At 72.0% G+C, this 17,575-nt stretch carries 16 protein-coding genes; 7 read left to right on the top strand and 9 right to left on the bottom strand.

Translation table 11 applies throughout. The features are described 5' to 3' along the window. Window positions 1–36: 36 nt before the first annotated feature. The gene (locus VFB40_RS13805) at window positions 37–462 is read left to right on the top strand and encodes a PPOX class F420-dependent oxidoreductase (RefSeq protein WP_324850658.1); all 426 of its coding nucleotides are present in this window, start codon (window positions 37–39) and stop codon (window positions 460–462) included. Here VFB40_RS13805 and VFB40_RS13800 read toward each other — a convergent pair. Continuing rightward, the gene (locus VFB40_RS13800; RefSeq protein ID WP_324850656.1) at window positions 434–1,351 is read right to left on the bottom strand and encodes an IclR family transcriptional regulator domain-containing protein; all 918 of its coding nucleotides are present in this window, start codon (window positions 1,349–1,351) and stop codon (window positions 434–436) included. The two genes, VFB40_RS13805 and VFB40_RS13800, sit on opposite strands and share 29 nt — an antisense overlap. A 260-nt stretch (window positions 1,352–1,611) precedes the next feature. Between VFB40_RS13800 and VFB40_RS13795 the strand changes: the two genes are divergently transcribed. Then, window positions 1,612–3,081, top strand: a complete 1,470-nt coding sequence (locus tag VFB40_RS13795; protein ID WP_324850654.1) for a vanillin dehydrogenase — start codon at window positions 1,612–1,614, stop codon at window positions 3,079–3,081. Window positions 3,082–3,118: 37 nt separating this feature from the next. On the opposite strand, the gene VFB40_RS13790 is transcribed toward VFB40_RS13795, so the two are convergent. Continuing rightward, window positions 3,119–3,970 (bottom strand): alpha/beta fold hydrolase, encoded by an 852-nt coding sequence (locus VFB40_RS13790; protein WP_324850652.1) that lies wholly within the window; start codon window positions 3,968–3,970, stop codon window positions 3,119–3,121. Between the two features lie 50 nt (window positions 3,971–4,020). Then, a complete protein-coding gene (locus tag VFB40_RS13785; protein WP_324850650.1) occupies window positions 4,021–4,995 on the bottom strand; it encodes a beta-ketoacyl-ACP synthase III in 975 nt (324 codons plus the stop codon). 429 nt (window positions 4,996–5,424) lie between these two features. Here VFB40_RS13785 and VFB40_RS13780 point away from each other — a divergent pair, with 429 nt between their 5' ends. The 3 genes from VFB40_RS13780 (at window position 5,425) to VFB40_RS13770 (ending at window position 8,360) form a co-directional block, all read left to right on the top strand. Then, complete coding sequence (locus VFB40_RS13780; RefSeq protein WP_324850648.1) at window positions 5,425–6,099, top strand: GOLPH3/VPS74 family protein; 675 nt, start codon at window positions 5,425–5,427, stop codon at window positions 6,097–6,099. 105 nt (window positions 6,100–6,204) lie between these two features. Next, a complete protein-coding gene (locus tag VFB40_RS13775) occupies window positions 6,205–7,713 on the top strand; it encodes an APC family permease (RefSeq protein ID WP_324850646.1) in 1,509 nt (502 codons plus the stop codon). Further along, window positions 7,710–8,360 (top strand): GNAT family N-acetyltransferase, encoded by a 651-nt coding sequence (locus VFB40_RS13770; RefSeq protein ID WP_324850644.1) that lies wholly within the window; start codon window positions 7,710–7,712, stop codon window positions 8,358–8,360. Before VFB40_RS13775 ends, VFB40_RS13770 begins: the two co-directional genes overlap by 4 nt. A gap of 90 nt (window positions 8,361–8,450) precedes the next feature. Here VFB40_RS13770 and VFB40_RS13765 read toward each other — a convergent pair whose 3' ends face one another. The 5 genes from VFB40_RS13765 to VFB40_RS13745 all read right to left on the bottom strand — a co-directional run bounded on the left by VFB40_RS13765 (window position 8,451) and on the right by VFB40_RS13745 (window position 14,241). Then, window positions 8,451–9,506, bottom strand: a complete 1,056-nt coding sequence (locus tag VFB40_RS13765) for a 1-acyl-sn-glycerol-3-phosphate acyltransferase (protein ID WP_324850642.1) — start codon at window positions 9,504–9,506, stop codon at window positions 8,451–8,453. After that, window positions 9,503–10,384: a patatin-like phospholipase family protein gene (locus VFB40_RS13760; protein WP_324850640.1), complete on the bottom strand. Its 882-nt coding sequence runs from the start codon at window positions 10,382–10,384 to the stop codon at window positions 9,503–9,505. Before VFB40_RS13760 ends, VFB40_RS13765 begins: the two co-directional genes overlap by 4 nt. Window positions 10,385–10,503: 119 nt before the next feature. Further along, window positions 10,504–11,175, bottom strand: a complete 672-nt coding sequence (locus tag VFB40_RS13755) for a polysaccharide lyase family 7 protein (RefSeq protein WP_324850638.1) — start codon at window positions 11,173–11,175, stop codon at window positions 10,504–10,506. A 46-nt stretch (window positions 11,176–11,221) separates the two neighbouring features. Further along, window positions 11,222–12,586, bottom strand: coding sequence for a glycoside hydrolase family 27 protein (locus tag VFB40_RS13750; protein ID WP_324850636.1), 1,365 nt, complete (start codon window positions 12,584–12,586; stop codon window positions 11,222–11,224). A 182-nt stretch (window positions 12,587–12,768) separates the two neighbouring features. Further along, window positions 12,769–14,241 (bottom strand): NsdA family TPR-like regulatory protein, encoded by a 1,473-nt coding sequence (locus tag VFB40_RS13745; RefSeq protein ID WP_324850634.1) that lies wholly within the window; start codon window positions 14,239–14,241, stop codon window positions 12,769–12,771. 251 nt (window positions 14,242–14,492) lie between these two features. On the opposite strand from VFB40_RS13745, the gene VFB40_RS13740 reads away from it, so the two are divergent. Continuing rightward, window positions 14,493–14,921 carry an STAS domain-containing protein gene (locus VFB40_RS13740; protein ID WP_324850632.1) on the top strand — a complete coding sequence of 143 codons (429 nt, stop codon included), beginning with the start codon at window positions 14,493–14,495 and terminating at the stop codon, window positions 14,919–14,921. Next, window positions 14,918–15,853, top strand: coding sequence for a 2-oxoglutarate and iron-dependent oxygenase domain-containing protein (locus VFB40_RS13735; protein WP_324850630.1), 936 nt, complete (start codon window positions 14,918–14,920; stop codon window positions 15,851–15,853). Before VFB40_RS13740 ends, VFB40_RS13735 begins: the two co-directional genes overlap by 4 nt. 24 nt (window positions 15,854–15,877) lie before the next feature. Here VFB40_RS13735 and VFB40_RS13730 read toward each other — a convergent pair. Continuing rightward, the coding region (locus tag VFB40_RS13730; protein WP_324850628.1) for an NEW3 domain-containing protein at window positions 15,878–17,575 on the bottom strand (1,698 nt) is incomplete at its 5' end.

Here is a 17,575-nt window from a genome sequence, read left to right as displayed (position 1 = left end):
GGGCAGTCGGCGCAGCCAGGGGAGAGGGGAGTCGCCGTGGGCGACGAGGTTGACCGGATCGCGCGGGCGCGTGAATTCGTGGCCGCCAATCCGCGCGGCGTGCTGACGACGTACCGCCGCGACGGACAGGCACAGATGTCGCCGGTGACGCCGAGCGTCGATGCCGAAGGCCGGATCATCGTGAGCGTCACCGAGGACCGCGCCAAGACGAAGAACGCCCGCCGCGACCCGCGCGTCGCGCTGTGCGTGTTCAGCGAAGGCTTCTACGGACCGTGGGTCCAGGTCGAGGGGCAGGCCGAGTTCGCGGACGGCCCGGACCGCATCGAGGCGCTGGTCGACTACTACCGCACGGTCAGCGGCGAGCACCCCGACTGGGGCGAGTACCGCGCCGCGATGGTGCGTGACCGGCGCGTCCTGCTGCGGTTCGACGTCCTCAGAGCCTCGGGACCGGCTGTCGGCTAGCCGCCGCCTGCTTCGCGAGCTGTCCGCGCCGTGCCGAGGCCGGGGACCGCGGTCCCGTGGATCGGGCTCCTGAGGACTGGGCGATCGTGGACCGGGCCAGATCCTGCTCGATGAGGCCGGCGGTGACCAGCAGTTGCGGCACGATCCGGTCGACCAGTTCGTCGGCTCCGGTGCGCGACACGTTCGTCGCCACGTTGATCGCGGCCACCACCTGGCCGGACTGGTCCCGGATCGGCGCGGCCACCGAACGCAGCCCCTCCTCGAGCTCCTGATCCGCCATGGCCCAACCGCGCTCCCGCACGGCCGCCAGCTCGGCGCGCAGCGACTTGGGATCGGCGAGCGTGTGCGCGGTCAGCGCGCGAAGGCTGGCCGACGCCAGGTAGCCGTCAAGCCACTCGGCCGAGCGCCACGCCAGCAGCACCCGGCCCATCGAGGTCGCATACGCGGGGAAGCGGGTCCCCACGCTGATCGAGACCGTCATGATCCGCTTGGTGGGCACCCGCGCGACATAGACCACCTCGTCGCCGTCGAGCACCGAGACCGAGCTGGACTCGTGCACCCGCTCCACCAGCTGCTCCAAGTGCGGCAGCGCGATCTCCGGCAGGCTCAGGCTGGACAGGTAGGCGTAGCCGAGCTCGAGGATCTTCGGCCGCAGCGCGAACAGCCGGCCGTCGGTGCGCACGTAGCCGAGCTCCACCAAAGTCAGCAGGAAGCGCCGGGCGGCCGCCCGGGTCAGTCCGGTGGCCCTGGCCACCTCCGAGAGCGTCAGCTCCGGATGCTCGGCGTCGAAGGCCCGGATCACCGCGAGCCCGCGGTCAAGCGACTGCACGAACGCGCCCGCGCCGTCCCGGCTCGGCTGGGGCGCGGGTTCCGGCGCCGGCTCGGCCATCCGCTCCCCTCCCGCCTTGGACTACTCGGAACGACTCAGTTGATCCGCTCGCACGTTATGGCGGCTCCTATCGGCCGGTCAACGGCTCGCGCCCACGCGCGCGGCGGGTTCCGGTCGAACCATCTAGTTGAACCGTTGACGACTCAGGCGTAGCGGCCTATGTTCGCAGCCAGCACGAACGTTCGCCCTGCGCACCCGTTGCTCGAATATCGCCCGCCCCACCCGGCCTTACCGGCCGCGCCGCCAGCAGGAGATTCGCCGTGGCAGACCAAGCATTCCTCGACCCGTCGACCTGGGACGGACAGGTGTTCCTCGGCGGCTGGAGCGAGGCCGCCGGCGGCGACGCCGCGGTCGTCGAACCGGCGACCGGCGGGCAGCTGGCCCGGATCGGCTCGGCCGCGGCCGCCGACGTGGCCCGCGCGAGCGCGCTCGCCGCCGCCGCGCAGCCGGCCTGGGCCGCCGCGCCGTACCACGAGCGCGCCGCCGTGCTGCGCCGCGCCGCCGTGCTGCTGGAGGAGCATCGGGCGGAGGTCGAGCAGTGGCTCGTGCGCGAGGGCGGCAAGGTGCCCGGCGCCGCCGCCTTCGAGATCGGCCTCGTGCTCGGCGAACTGCACGAGGCCGCGGCGCTTCCGTCCCGCCCCTACGGCGAGCTGATCCCCAGCGGCGAACCGCGGCTCAGCTTCTCCCGCCGCGTGCCGGTCGGCGTGGTCGGCGTGATCGCCCCCTTCAACTTCCCGCTGATCCTGGCCAGCCGCTCGGTAGCGCCGGCGCTGGCCCTCGGCAACGCGATGATCCTCAAGCCGGACCCGCGCACCGCCGTGTGCGGCGGCGTCGTGCTGGCCCGCCTCTTCGAGGAGGCCGGGCTGCCCGAGGGGCTGCTGCACGTGCTGCCCGGCGGGGTCGAGGCCGGCGAGGCACTGGTCACCGACCCGAACGTGCGCGTCATCTCGTTCACCGGATCGACCGCGGCCGGGCGTCGCGTCGGAGTCCTCGCGGCCGAGCACTTCAAGCGCGCGCACCTGGAGCTCGGCGGAAACAGCGCCCTGATCGTGCTCGACGACGCCGACCTGGACCGCGCGGTCTCCGCCGGGGCCTGGGGCTCGTTCCTGCACCAGGGCCAGATCTGCATGACCACCGGACGCCACCTCGTGCACGAGGCCGTCTACGACGACTACGTGGCCGCGCTCGCCGAGAAGGCGAACCACCTGCCGGTCGGCGACCCGGCCAGCGGGACGGTCGCGCTCGGCCCGCTGATCGACGCCGGGCAGCGCGACAAGGTGCACGGCCTGGTCACCGCGAGCGTCGAGGCCGGCGCGCGGCTGGCGGCCGGCGGCACCTACGAAGACCTCTTCTACCGCCCGACGGTGCTGGCCGAGGTGACGCCCGACGCCCCGGCATACGCCCAGGAGGTGTTCGGCCCGGTCGCGCCGGTCACCCGGTTCTCCACGCTCGACCAGGCCGCCAAGCTCGCCGCCGACACCGAATACGGACTCTCCCTCGGCATCCTGACCCGCGACGTGATGCGCGGCCTCGAGCTGGCCGACCGGATCCCGACCGGGCTGGTGCACATCAACGACCAGACCGTCAACGACGAGGCGACGGTGCCCTTCGGCGGGCTGGCGGCGTCAGGCACCGGTGCCCGCTTCGGTGGCGCGGCGGCCAACGTCGAGGCCTTCACCGAGACGCGCTGGGTCACGGTCCGGGCGGAGATCGCGCCGTATCCGTTCTAGCCGCGTCGGTTTTGGCTGTATCCGTTCTGGCGCGGGGTCAGCCGAGGCGCTCGAGCACGGCCGCGGCCAGCGCGTCAGGAGCCTGGTCCGGAATCCAGTGGCTGATTCCGTCCAGCTCGACGAAGCGGTACGGGCCGGTCACCTGCCCGGCGCAGAGCTCCGCCGCGGCGCGCCCGATCGCGATGTCGCCGCAGGACCAGACGTACGTCGTCGGGACGCTGACCCGCGGCAGTGCGGCCGACACCTCGGCTCGCATCGCGCGGTACCAGTTCAGCGCCGCCGTAAGCGTCGCCGGGTCGCTCAGGGCTCTAACATGCGGCTCGGCGGCGGACTGCGGCAGCGGCTCGAACACGGCGCGCAGCCGCGCCGCGTCGTCCTCCAGCAGCACGTCCTCGGCCTTGCCCGGCTGGCGGAACAACTGGATGTACGCGGAACGCTCGCGTTGCCCGCTGTTCTCGTCCGCAAGCGCGGCGCCCATAGCCCGCGGGTGCGGTACCGACACCGCGGTCAGCGTACGAACACGCTCGGGCCGTGTCGCGGCGAGCGCCCAGCCGACCACCGCGCCCCAGTCGTGACCGACGACGTCGGCCTGTTCGATCCCGTAGGCGTCCAGGATCCGCGCCGCGTCCCCGGCCAGCTCACCGATCGCATACGCCTCGACCTCGATCGGCCGCGCGCCAGGGGAGTAGCCGCGCTGATCGGGCGCGAGCAACCGCAGGCCGTGCGGCACGAGGCGCTGCGCGAGAGCGTCATAGCAGCGGTGCGTTTGCGGGAATCCGTGCAGCAGAAGCACCGCGCGACCGCCGGCGTCACCCTGCTCGGCCACGTTGAAGGCCAAGCTGTTGCCGGTCTCCACCTGCCGCGTGCTCCAGCCAGCCTGCTCCGCCATGCGCGCTCGTCCGCTCTGTGTGTGCCGGTCTGTAAATGCCGCCCGCCTGATCACGGACAGCGTACGACCTGCCCGGCATAGGAGAGGTTGCCGCCGAATCCGAACAGCAGCGCCGGGCCGCCGGACGGGATCTCGCCGCGCTCGACGAGCTTGGCCAGGGCGAGCGGGATGCTGGCCGCCGAGGTGTTGCCGGACTCGACCACGTCCTTCGCCACCACCGCGTTGACCGCGCCGAGCTTGGCCGCCAGCGGCTCGATGATCCGCAGGTTCGCCTGGTGGAAGACCACCGCGGCCAGGTCCGCCGGCGTCAGGCCGCTGCGTTCGCAGGCCCGCCGCGCGATCTCGGGCAGCTGAGTCGTGGCCCAGCGGTACACGCTCTGCCCGTCCTGCGCGAACCGCGCCCCGCCCGCCCGCCGCGGCGCGCCGTCCTCGTCCCGCTCCACCTCGATCCGGACCGCGCTGGCCATCTGCGGCACCGAACCCCAGGTGACCGGGCCGATCCCGGCCTGCTCGCTCGCGCTCACGACCGCGGCCCCGGCTCCGTCGCCGACCAGCACGCAGGTGCTGCGGTCGGTCCAGTCGGTGAAGTCGCTCAGCTTCTCCACCCCGATCACCAGGGCGTTCGTGGCGCTCTCGGCGCGGATCGCGTGGTCGGCGAGCGCGAGGGCGTGGGTGAAGCCGGCGCAGGCCACATTCACGTCGAGCAGCGCCGGACTGCCCAGGCCGAGCCGGGCCGCCACACGCGCCGACATGGTCGGAGACCGGTCGAGGGCGGTGCAGGTGGCGACGATCACCAGGTCGATCTGCGCGGCGGTCAGCCCGCTGGAGGCCAGCGCCTTCTCGGCGGCCGCCGTGGCCATCTCGTCCACGGTCTCGTCCGGGCCCGCGATGCGCCGGGTCGCGATGCCGACGCGGCTGCGGATCCACTCGTCGCTGGTCTCGACCATCTCTTCGAGGTCCGCGTTGGTGAGCACCCGGGCGGGCTGGTAGTGGCCGAGCGAGACGATTCGGGTACCGGAGGACACGGTGGCTCCTTCAGGGGACGAAGGCCACGGCGCCGGCGCCGGCTCTGCGCGCCGCCCGCGCGGCGCGGCCCGTGGCGTGACCGCTCCGATTCTTCCGTGCGGCCGGATGCCGCACAGGTGTGATGTGTGCCAAGTCCGGGGCCGGATTGTTGGCCGCTTCAGCCAACGGCCGCGGCCCGCGCTGGGGCGTTATCGCAGGTCACTGAGGTGCTCCGGCCGGGTTCTCACAGAATCCTCAGAAAGATCGATCGCAGAGTTCGAAGCTGATCGCCCCGGGCTCTGGAATCTGTACGGGTTAAGCGGATAGTCTCCACGGCGATGCGTTCCGTGATGACGGCTCAGCTGTCATCCGATGTTGGAGGCTCTGAACATGCGCCCGGCACACCGCCGACGCCGTGTAAGGCGGCGCGCCGACGGCATGGCGGCGCCGTGACCGGACATCCGCACGGTCAGGAGCACAGAGCCGGCGGCGGCACCGGCCGGCTCGCCGACGACTTCTTCCTCATGGCGCACGAGGAGTCGACCGGCAAGCCGCGCCTCGCGGAGCGGATCGCCGGCCTCGGCCTGGCCGGGGCGCTGCTCGGCGAGCTGGCCCTGGCCGAACGCATCGAGCTGCGCGACGGGACCGTCGCGGTGCTCGATTCGAGTCCGCGCGAGGACGCGCTGTCCGGCCGCGTCCTGGAATTCCTCAAGCAGGAACAGCATCCGACGCGCACCTGGCTGGCCTTCTTCGGCCAGAGCGCGCACGTCGAGGTGGGCCGGCGCCTGATCGACGACGGCCTGCTGGTGCGCGAGGCGCGCAAGCGGCCGTGGCAGGGCGGCCGCTGGCTGCCCACCTCCGTGGACGTCGCCGTGCGCCCGACCGCGCTGCTGTGCACGCAGCTGATCCGCGGCCAGGACCTCGAACCGCGGGACCTCGTGCTCATCGGCCTGCTGCGGGCCACCGGGCTCGACCAGCCGGTGCTGTGGGAGGTCCGGCAGAGCCGCCCGGCCGCGCTGCGGCGGGCCGCGCAGCTGCTCGGCTCGCTGCGCGCCTCGCTCGTCGAACTGATCACCCAGACCGAGGCGGCGGTCGGCAGCGCCATCGCCGCCCACCGCCTCTGACTGCGAGGAAGTACCCACCACCATCCGATACCGGCACCGGCCGGCCCCAGCCGCCCGGTCCGCCCGCCATCAAGGCTCTATCCGTCCCCGATAGGAGCACCCACCATGGCAAGAAGCACACTCGCGCAGCCGGGGAGCGTCTCCGCGGCGCTCGCCCGCGACCGGCTCGGCGTCCCGTCAGTGGTCTACTTCGTGCTGGCCGGAGTGGCCCCGCTGACCGTGACCGCCGGCGTGGTCACCACGGCCTTCGCGGCCACCGGCCTGACCAGCGTCCCCGCCGCCTTCATCGTGGTGGCCGTCGTGCTGGGCCTCTTCAGCGTCGGCTACGTGGCGATGTCAAGGCACATCAGCAACGCAGGGGCCTTCTACGCCTTCATCACCCGCGGGCTCGGCCGCGAAGCGGGCGTCGCCGCGGCGTTGATCGCGCTGCTGGCCTACAACCTGCTGCAGATCGGCCTGTACGGCATGCTCGGCCCGACCGTCGAGGCCTACGTGCAGCAGAAGACCGGCACCGACGTCAAGTGGTGGATCTGGGCGCTGATCGCCTGGGTCCTGGTCACCGCGCTCGGCCTGATCCGGGTGGACCTGAGCGGCCGCGTGCTCGGCGCGCTGCTGACCCTCGAGGTGCTGGTCATCGTCGCGCTGACCATCGACGGCGGCCTGCACCCGGCCGGCGGGAAGGTCACCTTCAGCACGCTCAACCCCGGCGACCTGACCAAGGGCGGGATCGGCGCGGCGCTCGCGATCGCAGTACTCGGATACGTCGGCTTCGAGCAGTCGCCGGTCTACGCCGAGGAGGCCCGCGACTCCCGGCGCACCATCCCGACCGCGACCTACTTCGCCCTGGCGGTCATCGGCGTCGTGTACGCCGCCGCCTCGTGGGTGATGTCCATCCACTACGGCGTCGGCAACGTCGCCAAGACCGCGGCCAGCGAGGGCCCCGGCATGCTGTTCGCGATGGGCTCGGACTTCCTGAACAACGCCGGCCAGGTCCTCTTCATGACCTCCCTGTTCGCCGCCGCCCTCGCCTTCCACAACGCCTGCTGGCGCTACGCCTTCTCGCTCGGCCGAGAGCAGGTGCTGCCCGGCTCCTTCGGCCGCACCGGCGTCAACGGCGTGCCGCGGACCGCCTCCGCGGTGCAGAGCGCGATCGGCCTCGCGGCGATCCTCGCCTTCGCGGCCGGCGGCTGGAATCCGCAGACCGACCTGTTCTTCTGGGGCGGGACGACCGGCGGCTTCGGCATCCTGATCCTGCTCGCGCTCACCTCGGTCGCCGTGGTCAGGTACTTCGCGGCGCACCCGGGCGAGGAGAACCTGTGGCGGCGGGTGATCGCGCCGGGCATATCAGTGCTCGTGCTGCTGGTCATGGTGTATCTGTGCGCGAACAACTATTCGCTCCTGCTCGGCTACACCTCGCCCTCGACGCCCGGCAAGGTGCTGCCCTCGCTGTTCGCGGTGGCGGGCGTGATCGGCGTGTGCTGGGCGCTTTACCTGCGCTCCAGGAGGCCCGAGGTGTACGAGGTGATCGGCCTCGGACCGGACGCGGCCACGGCGCACAGCGTCACCGCGGACGCCAAGGCGTCTGCCGCGTCGCTGGCCGGGGAGGGCGCATGAGCCCCGAACTGTGCGCGGTCGACGTCGTCGAGGCGGAACCGGACGACGCCGCGGAACTCAGCGACCTGATCGCCACGGCGTTCCACGACCTGCCCGCCTCGGTCTGGCTGGTGCCCGACGCGGCGGCGCGCGAGGAGCTGTTCCCGGACTACTTCCGCCTCTACGTGGATCAGGCGCTGGCGGCCGGAACGGTGTACACGACTCCTGATCGGACGGCGGCGGCGTTGTGGATCCCGTACCGGGAGGACGGCCATGACGGCGATGACGGTCACGCCGACGACTCCGAGTACGGCGCGCGCCTGGCTGAGGTGACCGGCACTCGCGTGGACCGCTTCCGGGCCTTCGACGCACAGTTGGAGCGGCATCACCCGAGCGGCGAGAGTCACGATCACCTGGCGATCCTCGCGGTCCACCCCAAGCTCCAAGGGCGCGGGATCGGCTCCGCGCTGCTGGAAGCGCATCATCGCGTGCTGGCCGGGTCCGAGGAGCCGGTCGCGGCATATCTGGAGGCTGCGAGCATCGACAGCCGCCGGCTGTATGCCCGGCACGGTTATCGGGACCTGCCGAAGCCGATTCCGTTCCCGGACGGGGTTCCGGCGACCACGATGATGTACCCGATGTGGCGTCCGCCGAGCAACGTCATGTAGGCGAGGCTCCTTCGCAGGGCGCTGAGTTAGGCGAGCGCTGACGCTGCCGGCTGGTGGCGGCGGGTACCCGCCGCCACCAGCGCGCGAGAGCTAAGACATGGATTCGGTCTGCTGCGCGCGGCTGATCCACGCGTCGATCTCGGCCCAGTTGCCGTGCAGCCAGCGCAGCCGCGCGTCCTCCTCCATCGGGACCCGCTCGGCGGGGATCGTCCACCAGGTCACCTCGACCGGGTGCGTCAGCGGCAGGCCGCGCCACACCTGGCCCACCGACTGCATGTGGTCCAGGCCGGTGTGCGCGACGAAAACCAGGTCGGCGTGCGGGGCGGCGTCGACCGCGGCGAACACCCCGGCCGGTTGCGGGGGCAGCAGGTTACGCAGATGATGCGCGCGGGCGCTGGCTCGGGCCAGGCCCCTGCGACGCAGGCTGGCGATCGCCCTAAGCCGTCGGCGCGGCGTGAAGTTGCCGCCCTCCGGAAAGACCAGCAGCGCATCGGCCGCGCCCATCGTGCCGGTGATGCGCCCGATCTGCTCCGTGGCCCGCTCGCCGCCGCGCACCCCCGGACCGACGAAGCAGTGCGGCAGCCGGCCGAGGATCACGTCGATGAGCGGATCGAAGCACAGCGACTCCTTCAGCACGATACGGGGCCTGCGATGCGCGAGCGTGAGCAGCGCGTGCACGAGCAGGAAGGAATCGCCGGGACCGGCGTGACGGCTGAGCACGATGAGTGGACGCCCGGGCGTCGGCGGCAGGCTCGGCGGTGCGCAGCTGTGCGGCGTGACCGTCGCCGGGGCGCTGATCTGTACGTTGAACAGCTTGCTGCCGATCAGGTACAGCCGCCGCAGCAGCGTGGCGAGCAACGCGTAGTGCGCCTCCTGCATGCGGGGAGTCCCGAGCCGCCGGCCGAAGCCGGCGCGCAGCCAGAGCCAGGCGGCGTATGCCAGCCCGGCGAGTTCCGCGGTCAGATAGCAGAGCGCGAACACCGCGATCCGCACCGCCCGCGCCCGCCCGCCCGGCCGCAGCGAGAACAGCCCGCAGATCAGCGCGACGACCGGCGTCAGCAGCGCGAAGAGCGCCCAGAGCAGCGCCGCCGTCGCGGTGGTGAGCGGCCGCCGCAGCGCGGCGTGCTTCAGCAGCAGCGCCCTCATGTGCGCGTCCGATTGCGCCGGGCGCGCTCCAGATACGCGGCCGACGCCGCGTAGGCCCGCTGGATCCGGTCCCGCGTGTCGTCGAAGGAGCGGTAGCGCACGTACTGCGCCCAGCTGGTGGTCCGGTCGGCGTCCGCGCCGGTAGGCAGCAGGTGCACGGTGATGCCGTGCGGCAGGTCGGCCATGTCGCGGGCGAACCGGTGCCGCCGGGCGATCTCGAAGGCCACGGCCGCCACTTCCCAGGCCCGGCGCGGCGGCCGCAGCGGCTGTTCGAGCCGCCCGACGTGCAGCACGTATATCGTGCGCGCGCCCAGGGCGACCGCGCGGCCGACCGGGACGCTGTTGACGAGACCGCCGTCCAGGTAGTGCTCGCCGCCGACGGCCACCGGCGGCAGCAGCCCCGGAACCGCGCAGGAGGCGAGCACCGCGTCGGCGATCGGCCCCTCGGCGAACCAGTGCTCGGCCGCCCGCTCGATCGAGGCGGCCACGCACTGGAACGGCACCGCCAGCTCCTCGATCCGGGAGACCGGCAGGTCCGACTCGAGCATCCGGCGCAGCACCGAGTTGGAGTACATGTGCGTACGCGTGCGCGCCGCCGTGCCGAGCCGGGTGAACAGGTTCGCCTCGAAGATCCCGCCGCTGCTCAGGCCGCTCCACAGCTCGGCGAGGCGGGCCACCGACTGCTCGGTCGGATCGGCCGCGAGCACCGAGCCGTTGATCGCGCCGACCGAGGTGCCCAGCACCAGGTCCGGCTTGATCCCCGCCTCCAGCAGGGCGCGCAGCATGCCGACCTCGTACGCGCCGAGGTGCCCGCCGCCGCCCAGGACGAACGCGGTGTCGTAGGCCGGCATCGTGTTTGACCGGGTTGGCGCTGACATGCCTGGAGTATGCCCCGATCGATCACAGGCACGCGCGAAGTCCCGGCGCGCGCCGCTGAACTGCGGTAACGCGCCGGGACTTCGGCGGTCGGGAGCTCAGTGCCTCAGCGCGGGCGCGGTCACCCGTGCCAGAGCGCGATGTTCTTGAAGTGGGTCTCGGACTTGCTGCCGCTCAGGTTGTACACGCCGTTCTTGAAGTAGAACGCCGTCCCGGCGGGCTTGGTGTAGTGGCTGCTGAGGGCCAGGCTGCCGTTCACCCAGATCTGCACCTGGTGGTTGCTCGGGTTGTACGCGGCGGCCAGGTGGAACCACTTGCCGACCATGTTCGTGGCCAGCAGCGTGTTGACGCTGTTGTACAGGTTGCCGTTCTTGGTCTGGATGTAGATCGCCTCGCCCGGCCCGTTGACGTGCACCTGCATGATGCAGGTGCCGGTGGTGCCCGGGTCGATCAGGACGTCGGCCTCCCACAGGTGCTCGCCGCTGGTCCAGTTGGTGGCCCAGCGCATCTCGGTGCGCGCCCCGGTGGTGGTGCCCGAGCTGTATCCCTTGTCGCCCTTGAGGATCCAGAGGTTGTACTCGCCGCCGGTCACCGAGAACCGCGCCGACTCCGGCAGGTTGTACGGGTGCTGCACCTTGTAGCTGTCGGTGTAGCGGGTCAGCCCGGAGGTCGGGTCGGCGGCGGAGGCGGCCGCGTGCGTCACGGGCGGGCTCGCCTGTGCGCTCGTCGCGACGGCGATCGCGGTCACTGCCGCGGCGACGGCGGCGCCCGCGCCTAGCAGAATGCGTTTCAAGGCTCTTTCTTCCTTCCGTCCCCCTTGTGGTGGATGGGCGAACCGGTCACTTGCCCAGCGGGATGACTCGGAACAGCAGCGAGGCGTGTGGGGCGAGGGTCGCGGTGTAGCCGCCGCGGAGGAGACCGAGGTTCTTGTGCTGCCACAGGTCGCGCACGAGGGCGTACTTGGCGCCGCCCAGGTCGCTCCAGTTCGCGGTGACCGGGGCCGCGGTGTCGCCGAGGTTGAACAGGGCGACGGTGTAGCTGTGGTCCGGGTTGGCCGCGATCCACACCTGCTGCGGGGTCGCCTGTGAGACCGGGTGCGCCGGGTGCCCGGCCTGATCCACCGCGATGACCTCGGGGTTGGTGATCAGCCCCAGGTCGGCGGGGTCCAGCTTGCCCAGGTCGGTGCCCAGCAGCAGCGGCGCGGACTCGACGGACCAGAGGGTGACCATGGACTGGCGCTCGTCCGGCGTCAGCCCGTCCGCCGCGCCGTTGCCCACCTCGACCGAGTCCAGGTCGTTCCAGTGTCCGGGCCCGGCGAAGGGCACCCACTGCGGGGCGTCCGTGAAGCGCTTGACCACGCGCACGGACCAGTTGGTCAGGCCCGGGCAGTGCGAGTAGCACTCGACGTCGCCCTCGATGCGCCAGCCGTTGCTGTACTGCGCCCAGACCGCGGCGTCGGCGAAGCTCAGCGAGTTGGACAGCTCCAGGTGGATCGGGCGCCCGGTGCGGGCGAGCGCGGTGTGCCAGTGCTCGATGTCGGCCCGGTTGTCCGCGGCCACCCGGCCGCCGCCGGGCCCGACGAAGTCCATCTTGATGTAGTCCACGCCCCAGGAGGCCAGCAGGTCGGCCTGGGACTGCACGTAGGCGGCGGCGCCCGGCTTGGTGTAGTCGATGGCGGCCGAGCCGTCCGCGGCGGTGTTGCCGGGCCTGGTGCTGTCCGCGATGTCGGCCACGTGGTAGGGCGTGCCGGCGACCTGCGAGTTCGCGGCCAGCGCGGCCTTCGGAATGCCGGGGACGAGGTAGATGCCGAACTTGAGGCCGAGGGAGTGCACGTACTTGGCCACCGCCGGGATCCCGTCGGGGAACTTCGTCGCGTTCCAGGCGTCGCGGCCGTACTGGTCCACGTGGTCGGACCAGCCCGCGTCGATGTTGACGTACTGGTAGCCGTACTTCTGCAGCGTGGTGTGCATCGCGGTGGCCTGCGCCTCGATCAGCGATTCGCTGATCCCGCCGTGGAAGGAGCTCCAGCTGCTCCAGCCCATCGGCGGCCGCAGCAGCTGCCACGGCACGTGGTCGGGGGCGGCGGAGGAGGAGCCGTCTCCCAGCGCCCCGGCCGACGCCGTTCCCTGGACGGCTCCCGCGCACAGCGCCGCCGCCGCGAGCGTGCCTAAAAGCCGCGCGGTTTTCCTGGATCGCCGCATCATCGGGTACCGCCTCCGTACTGGTGTAGACCTCGTCGTGTACACGGCGACTTCTTACACCGGGGCAGACGCCCGGTCAATAAATCATCCGATGGGTGAGCGCAGTAGCGAGGAGATATCCCAGCTCATCTTGCGCTGGGCACTGAAACAATGATGAAACATCCTATGACTTGCCGGGATGTGCCTCAGGACAGGCGGTCCAGCTCCGCGGTGAGGTTCGCGATCGCGGGCACCGCGTCCCACACGTCGAGCTTGCGCAGCTCCTCGACGACCAGCGTAGAGGCGGTGCCGCTGCCCATCTCAAGAGCCTGCGTCCCGACCGCGGCCGCCCGGTCGAGCTCGCCGACCAGCGCGTAGGCGCGGGCCAGCCGGGCGACGTGCACGGCCTGCTCCCAGCGGCACAGGTGCTCGCGGCTGTCGGTGTGGTCCTCGTAGAAGGTGATCGCGTCACGCACCCGGCCCAGCTCCAACAGGCAGGAGGCGTGCTGGATCTTCAGGTGGTTGGCGTCGAAGTAGTAGCCGACCCGGTAGCGGTCGCTCCACGGCGGCGCGTCCGGCAGGTCGAGCCCGCGCGCCTCGTCGAGCCTGCTCATGCACGCCGCCGCGTTCCCGGCGATGGCGTGGCCGCGCGCCTCCTGCTGCAGCGCCAGGGCGCGCACCTGCGCGCAGATCCCGGGCTCGCGCAGCGCGGCCCGCGACAGGCCGATCACCCGGTCGTCGTCGCGGTCTGATTCGGCCAGCTGCGCCATCCGCACGTACGCGTACGCGACCAGGTCCCGGTCGTCGGCGGCCTGGGCCTGCTGCAGCGAACGCTCGGTCCACTCCGCGGCGCCGCGCAGGTCGCCGACCTCCTGCCGCAGCCAGCCGTAGAACTCCGCGTACAGCGCGGTCACGTCCAGCAGCCACTGCCGCATCCCGCCGCTGGCCGCCCGGCGCATCAGATCGATCAGCCGGTACAGCTCGGCGACCGCGGGCGCCAGCCCGTCCGCGCCGATCCACGAGTCCGCGTCGTTCACCAGGCGGCGCACCACGAGCAGCCGGTGCACCGTCTGCGGGTCGGCGACGCGGCCGTCGTCCACCAGCCGCCAGGCCTCCTGGGTCGGCGCGCCCACGACCGCCGCGATGCAGGCGTCGAGCAGGGTCCTGCGGTCCACCGCGGTGCCCGGCAGCGCCGCCGAGCTCTCGCCGGCCAGCTCCTCGAGCCGCCCCACGATCGGCAGCCGGACCGACTCCAGCGCGGCCGGCGGGCTGTCGTCGGCCAGCCCGAGCAGCCGGGGCGGCACGCCGAGCAGCCGGCCCAGCGATCTGAGCACCCTGATGTCGTAGCCGAGGTTGCCGCCGGTCTCCAGCCGGGAGATCGCGGACTGGGAGAACCCGGCCAGCGCGCCGAGCTCGGCCTGGCTCAGGCCGTGCGCCTGGCGGGTGAGCGCGATCACCGTGCCCGGCGTGTTGCCCGCCACCGCGCGGGTGACCTCCCAGGAACGCCAGAACTCCGCCGGCAGCGGGCTGAGCCCGGCGGCCGCGGGGCGGTACCCGGCCCGCGGGCCGCTCAGCCGGTTGTACGCCGTCACACCGTGCGCTGTCACCGCGTGCGAGGGCGGCGCGGCGATCAGCTGCCGTGGCCGCGGCTGGTGGCCGTCACTTGTCGACCTGTGCATCGGTCTCCCCGCAGGGCTGGATTCCGCGCTGCCCGAGTCTGCCGAGCCGTACCGCTGCGGAAGGCTCGGATCTCACGCTAACCCACCGCCGCCGACTCGCTGAGTGATCGCGTATGCCGATTTCGCATAAGGGCATGCGTGAGCCGCATCCGGCCGCCCATCGTATCTCATACACCATCAGGCTTCAGAGTCAGTGCAGGCCGCGGACGCACCTCGGCGCCCTGCCTGCAAGTGCCCGCTGACCTGTGACTATGGAGACTCGGTTGATCATCGGCCCCGGCCTGCGCCCAGCGCCGCCACCCGCGCTGCACGCCGCGCACTGCCTCGTGATCGGCGGCTGGACGGTGGTGGAGCTGTCCGGGGAGATCGACTGCGCGGCGGCCGGCAGCGTCGAGTGGAAGCTGTCCGGGGCGATCGGGCCGCACTGCGCCGACCTGCTCGTGGACCTGTCCGAGGTGACCTTCCTCGACGCCGCGGGACTGCACGTGCTGGAGCGGGCGCACGCGCGGGCCCGCGCGCTCGGCGGCGGCCTGCGGCTGGTGTGCCCGCCCGGTCCCGCGCGCGATCGCATCAGGGTCCTGAGCGGCGAGCGAAGGCTGCCGGTCTTCGCCGATCTGGGATCCGCCATGGCTGCCGGGGCTCCTCCGCATAGGGGCCCCGGCCTGAGGAGGAACGCGTGAGGGTGCCGTATCCGTTCGCGACGCAGCCCGCGCCGGCCGAGGCGCGGCTCGGCGAGGCGCTGGTGCGGTCCTGGCGCACCGAGGGCGCGTTTCAGGTCGCCGCCGAGGAGCTGGCGCCGGAGGCGCAGCAGGCCTTCGCTGCCGGCGAGCGCTTCTTCGCCCGGCCGGCCACGGCCAAGGCCCGCTACGTCAGCAATCTGACGTACGCCGGCTACGCGGCGCCGGGGGAGGAGGCGGAGGCGACGGAGCCGGATCGCTGCGAGGCCTTCACGGTGTGCCAGGACATCGCGCCCGACGACCCGCGGGTGCGCGAGTTCTGGCCCTGCCACGGTCCGGTGCCCTGGCCGGACGCCCAGTACCGCCGCGCCATGCTCGCCCTGGCCGACCGGCTCGGCGAGATCGCCGACCGCGTGCTGCGGCTCGTGGCGCTCGGCCTCGCGGCCGATGACCCGGACGTGTTCGCGAGGCTGACCTGGGGCGGCTGGCATTCCCTGCGCGTCCTGCGATTCGAGCCGAGGCACGCGCAGGCCAGCCGAACAGAGGCGACCACCGCCGCCGCTCCACGCATCGACGACGGCCTGCTGGTCATCGTCGTGCGGCCCGGCGAGACCGAGCCGCTGACGGTCCTTCCCGGTGTGCTGATGCAGTACATGACCTGCGGTCTGCTGCCGCCGGCGCCGCGCGAATCCTGGCCGCAGGCCGCAGAGCGGCTTGCCATGACGTACTTCCACGCACCGAACTTCCAGACCTGTGTCAGGCCGCTGAACGAGGCCTCCCGCGACGAATTCGTCCACTACGGAACCCACTTCACCACGACATACATGCGCCGCTTCCCGGCGCGGGCCACCACGCTGCGGATCCTGGCCGAGGACCGGCTCTCCGTCCTCGCCGGGCTCCGGCGGCAGGCGGCCCGCGCCGCGAGCCTGGTCTGAGACCCAACGCCCGCAGGCGTCGGCTCAACCGACCGTCAGGTCCTGGAAGTCGACCTCGCCGATCGCCCCGGAGTTGTGCGCGGTGGCGAAGACCCCGACATCCTGAGTCGCGGCCGCGGTCGGCACCGCGACCGTGTCGATCAGCGTCCAGTTGACGTCGTCGGTCGAGTAGTAGCCGGTGTAAGAGGCGCCGCTGCGCACCAGCTTCAGCCAGCTCGGATACGCGGCCGTGCCGAGCCCCTGGTTGTTGGGCGCGCTGTTGGAGTCGAGCTGGCCGTCGCCGTTGGCGTCCCACTGCATGACGTAGCCGTGCCCGGGCGCCTCGGCCAGGATGAGGAAGCCGGGGGAGCCGTTGGCGTTCGTGAGGTCGTTGCGCACCATGATCCCCGCCTTGGCCCATGCGTTCGTGTTCGCCTGAGCGGTGACCTCGACCGTCGCCGCGATCCCGTCCTGTTCGGCGCCGTGGAGGTAGATCGCGCCGTACTGGTTCGTGCCGCCGTACACGTCGCCGCCGCCGGCCTGGATGCCGAGCCGGTCGCCCAGCTGCGCGAAGTTCGCGGCGGTCGAGGCAAAGGTCTGATACGGCGCCTGGACGGGCGCGCCGAGCGTCGCCGATTCGGCCAGCGAGGCGCTGCCAGGGAACAGCAGGTGCCAGCGGTAGTCGGCGTTCGCGGTGACCGTGTCCGTCTCGAACAGCGCCGAGGGCGCGGACGGCACGACTTGGTACGTGGTCTGCACGCTTTGACCCGGCCGGACGACGGGGAACTGGCCGGCCGAGGTGGCGCTCGCGGTCCATCCGGCCGGCGTCGCGAGGCTCAGCCGCGCCAGCTCGATCGGCTCGATTCCGTTGTCGGTCAAGGTCTCGGTGACGGAAGCAGGCTGCCCGGCGGACGCGTTGCTCAGTGAGCTGAGATCGACGGTCACGTCCGGCGGCGCGAGGTACGGAAAGCTCGTGCCGGTGACGCGGAAGAGCGCTACGCCGTGCGACGGGACGTCCGCGGCGATGGTGCCGGTCGTCTCGGTCGTCCGGTGTGTCCAGAGGTTGTCGAGCAGGTAGGCCTTGGCGGCGGGCAGACCGAGCGCGGAGGAGGTGGTGGAGACCACCGCGGCGCTCGGCCCGGTGTTGAAGAGCCCGACGACCACGTCACCGTTCTTCTCGGTCTTGGCGAAGACCTGGGAGGTGGCCGACTGCGCGATCCGGGAGGCGTCGATCGCGTCCTGGTCCACCGCGAGCACCGCGCGGTTCTTCAGCAGCTTGAGGTCGGCCGGATCCAGGTTCGTCAGGTCGGTGCCCAGGACCAGCGGAGAGGAGGCGAGGGCCCACAGGCTCAGCTGCGTCTGGCGCTCGTCAGGCGTCAGTCCGTCGTTCGCGCCGTTGCCGACCTCGATCGAGTCGTAGTCGTTGAACGCGCCGGGGCCGCCGTACGGCTGCCAGTTCGCGACCTGGGCGAATCGGGACTGCACGCTGTTCCAGCTGGTCAGCGGGTAGCTGCTGCCGCCGCTCTCGCAGCCGTAGCACTCGATGTCGCCGCCGGTGCGCCAGCCGTTCGAGTACTGCGCCCAGGTCGCCGCGGCGCTGATCGCGAGGCTGTTGGACAGCTCCAGGTGGATCGGCCGCCCGGTCTGCCGCAGCGCGGTGGACCAGGCCTGGACGTCCGCCACGTCGCTGAGCCCGACGCCGTCGATCTTGACGTAGTCCACGCCCCAGGAGGCGAACTCATC

This window comes from Actinocrinis sp. (genome assembly GCF_035650855.1).
GTDB lineage: Bacteria > Actinomycetota > Actinomycetes > Streptomycetales > Catenulisporaceae > Actinocrinis.
This window is presented reverse-complemented; position numbering and strand designations above follow the sequence as displayed.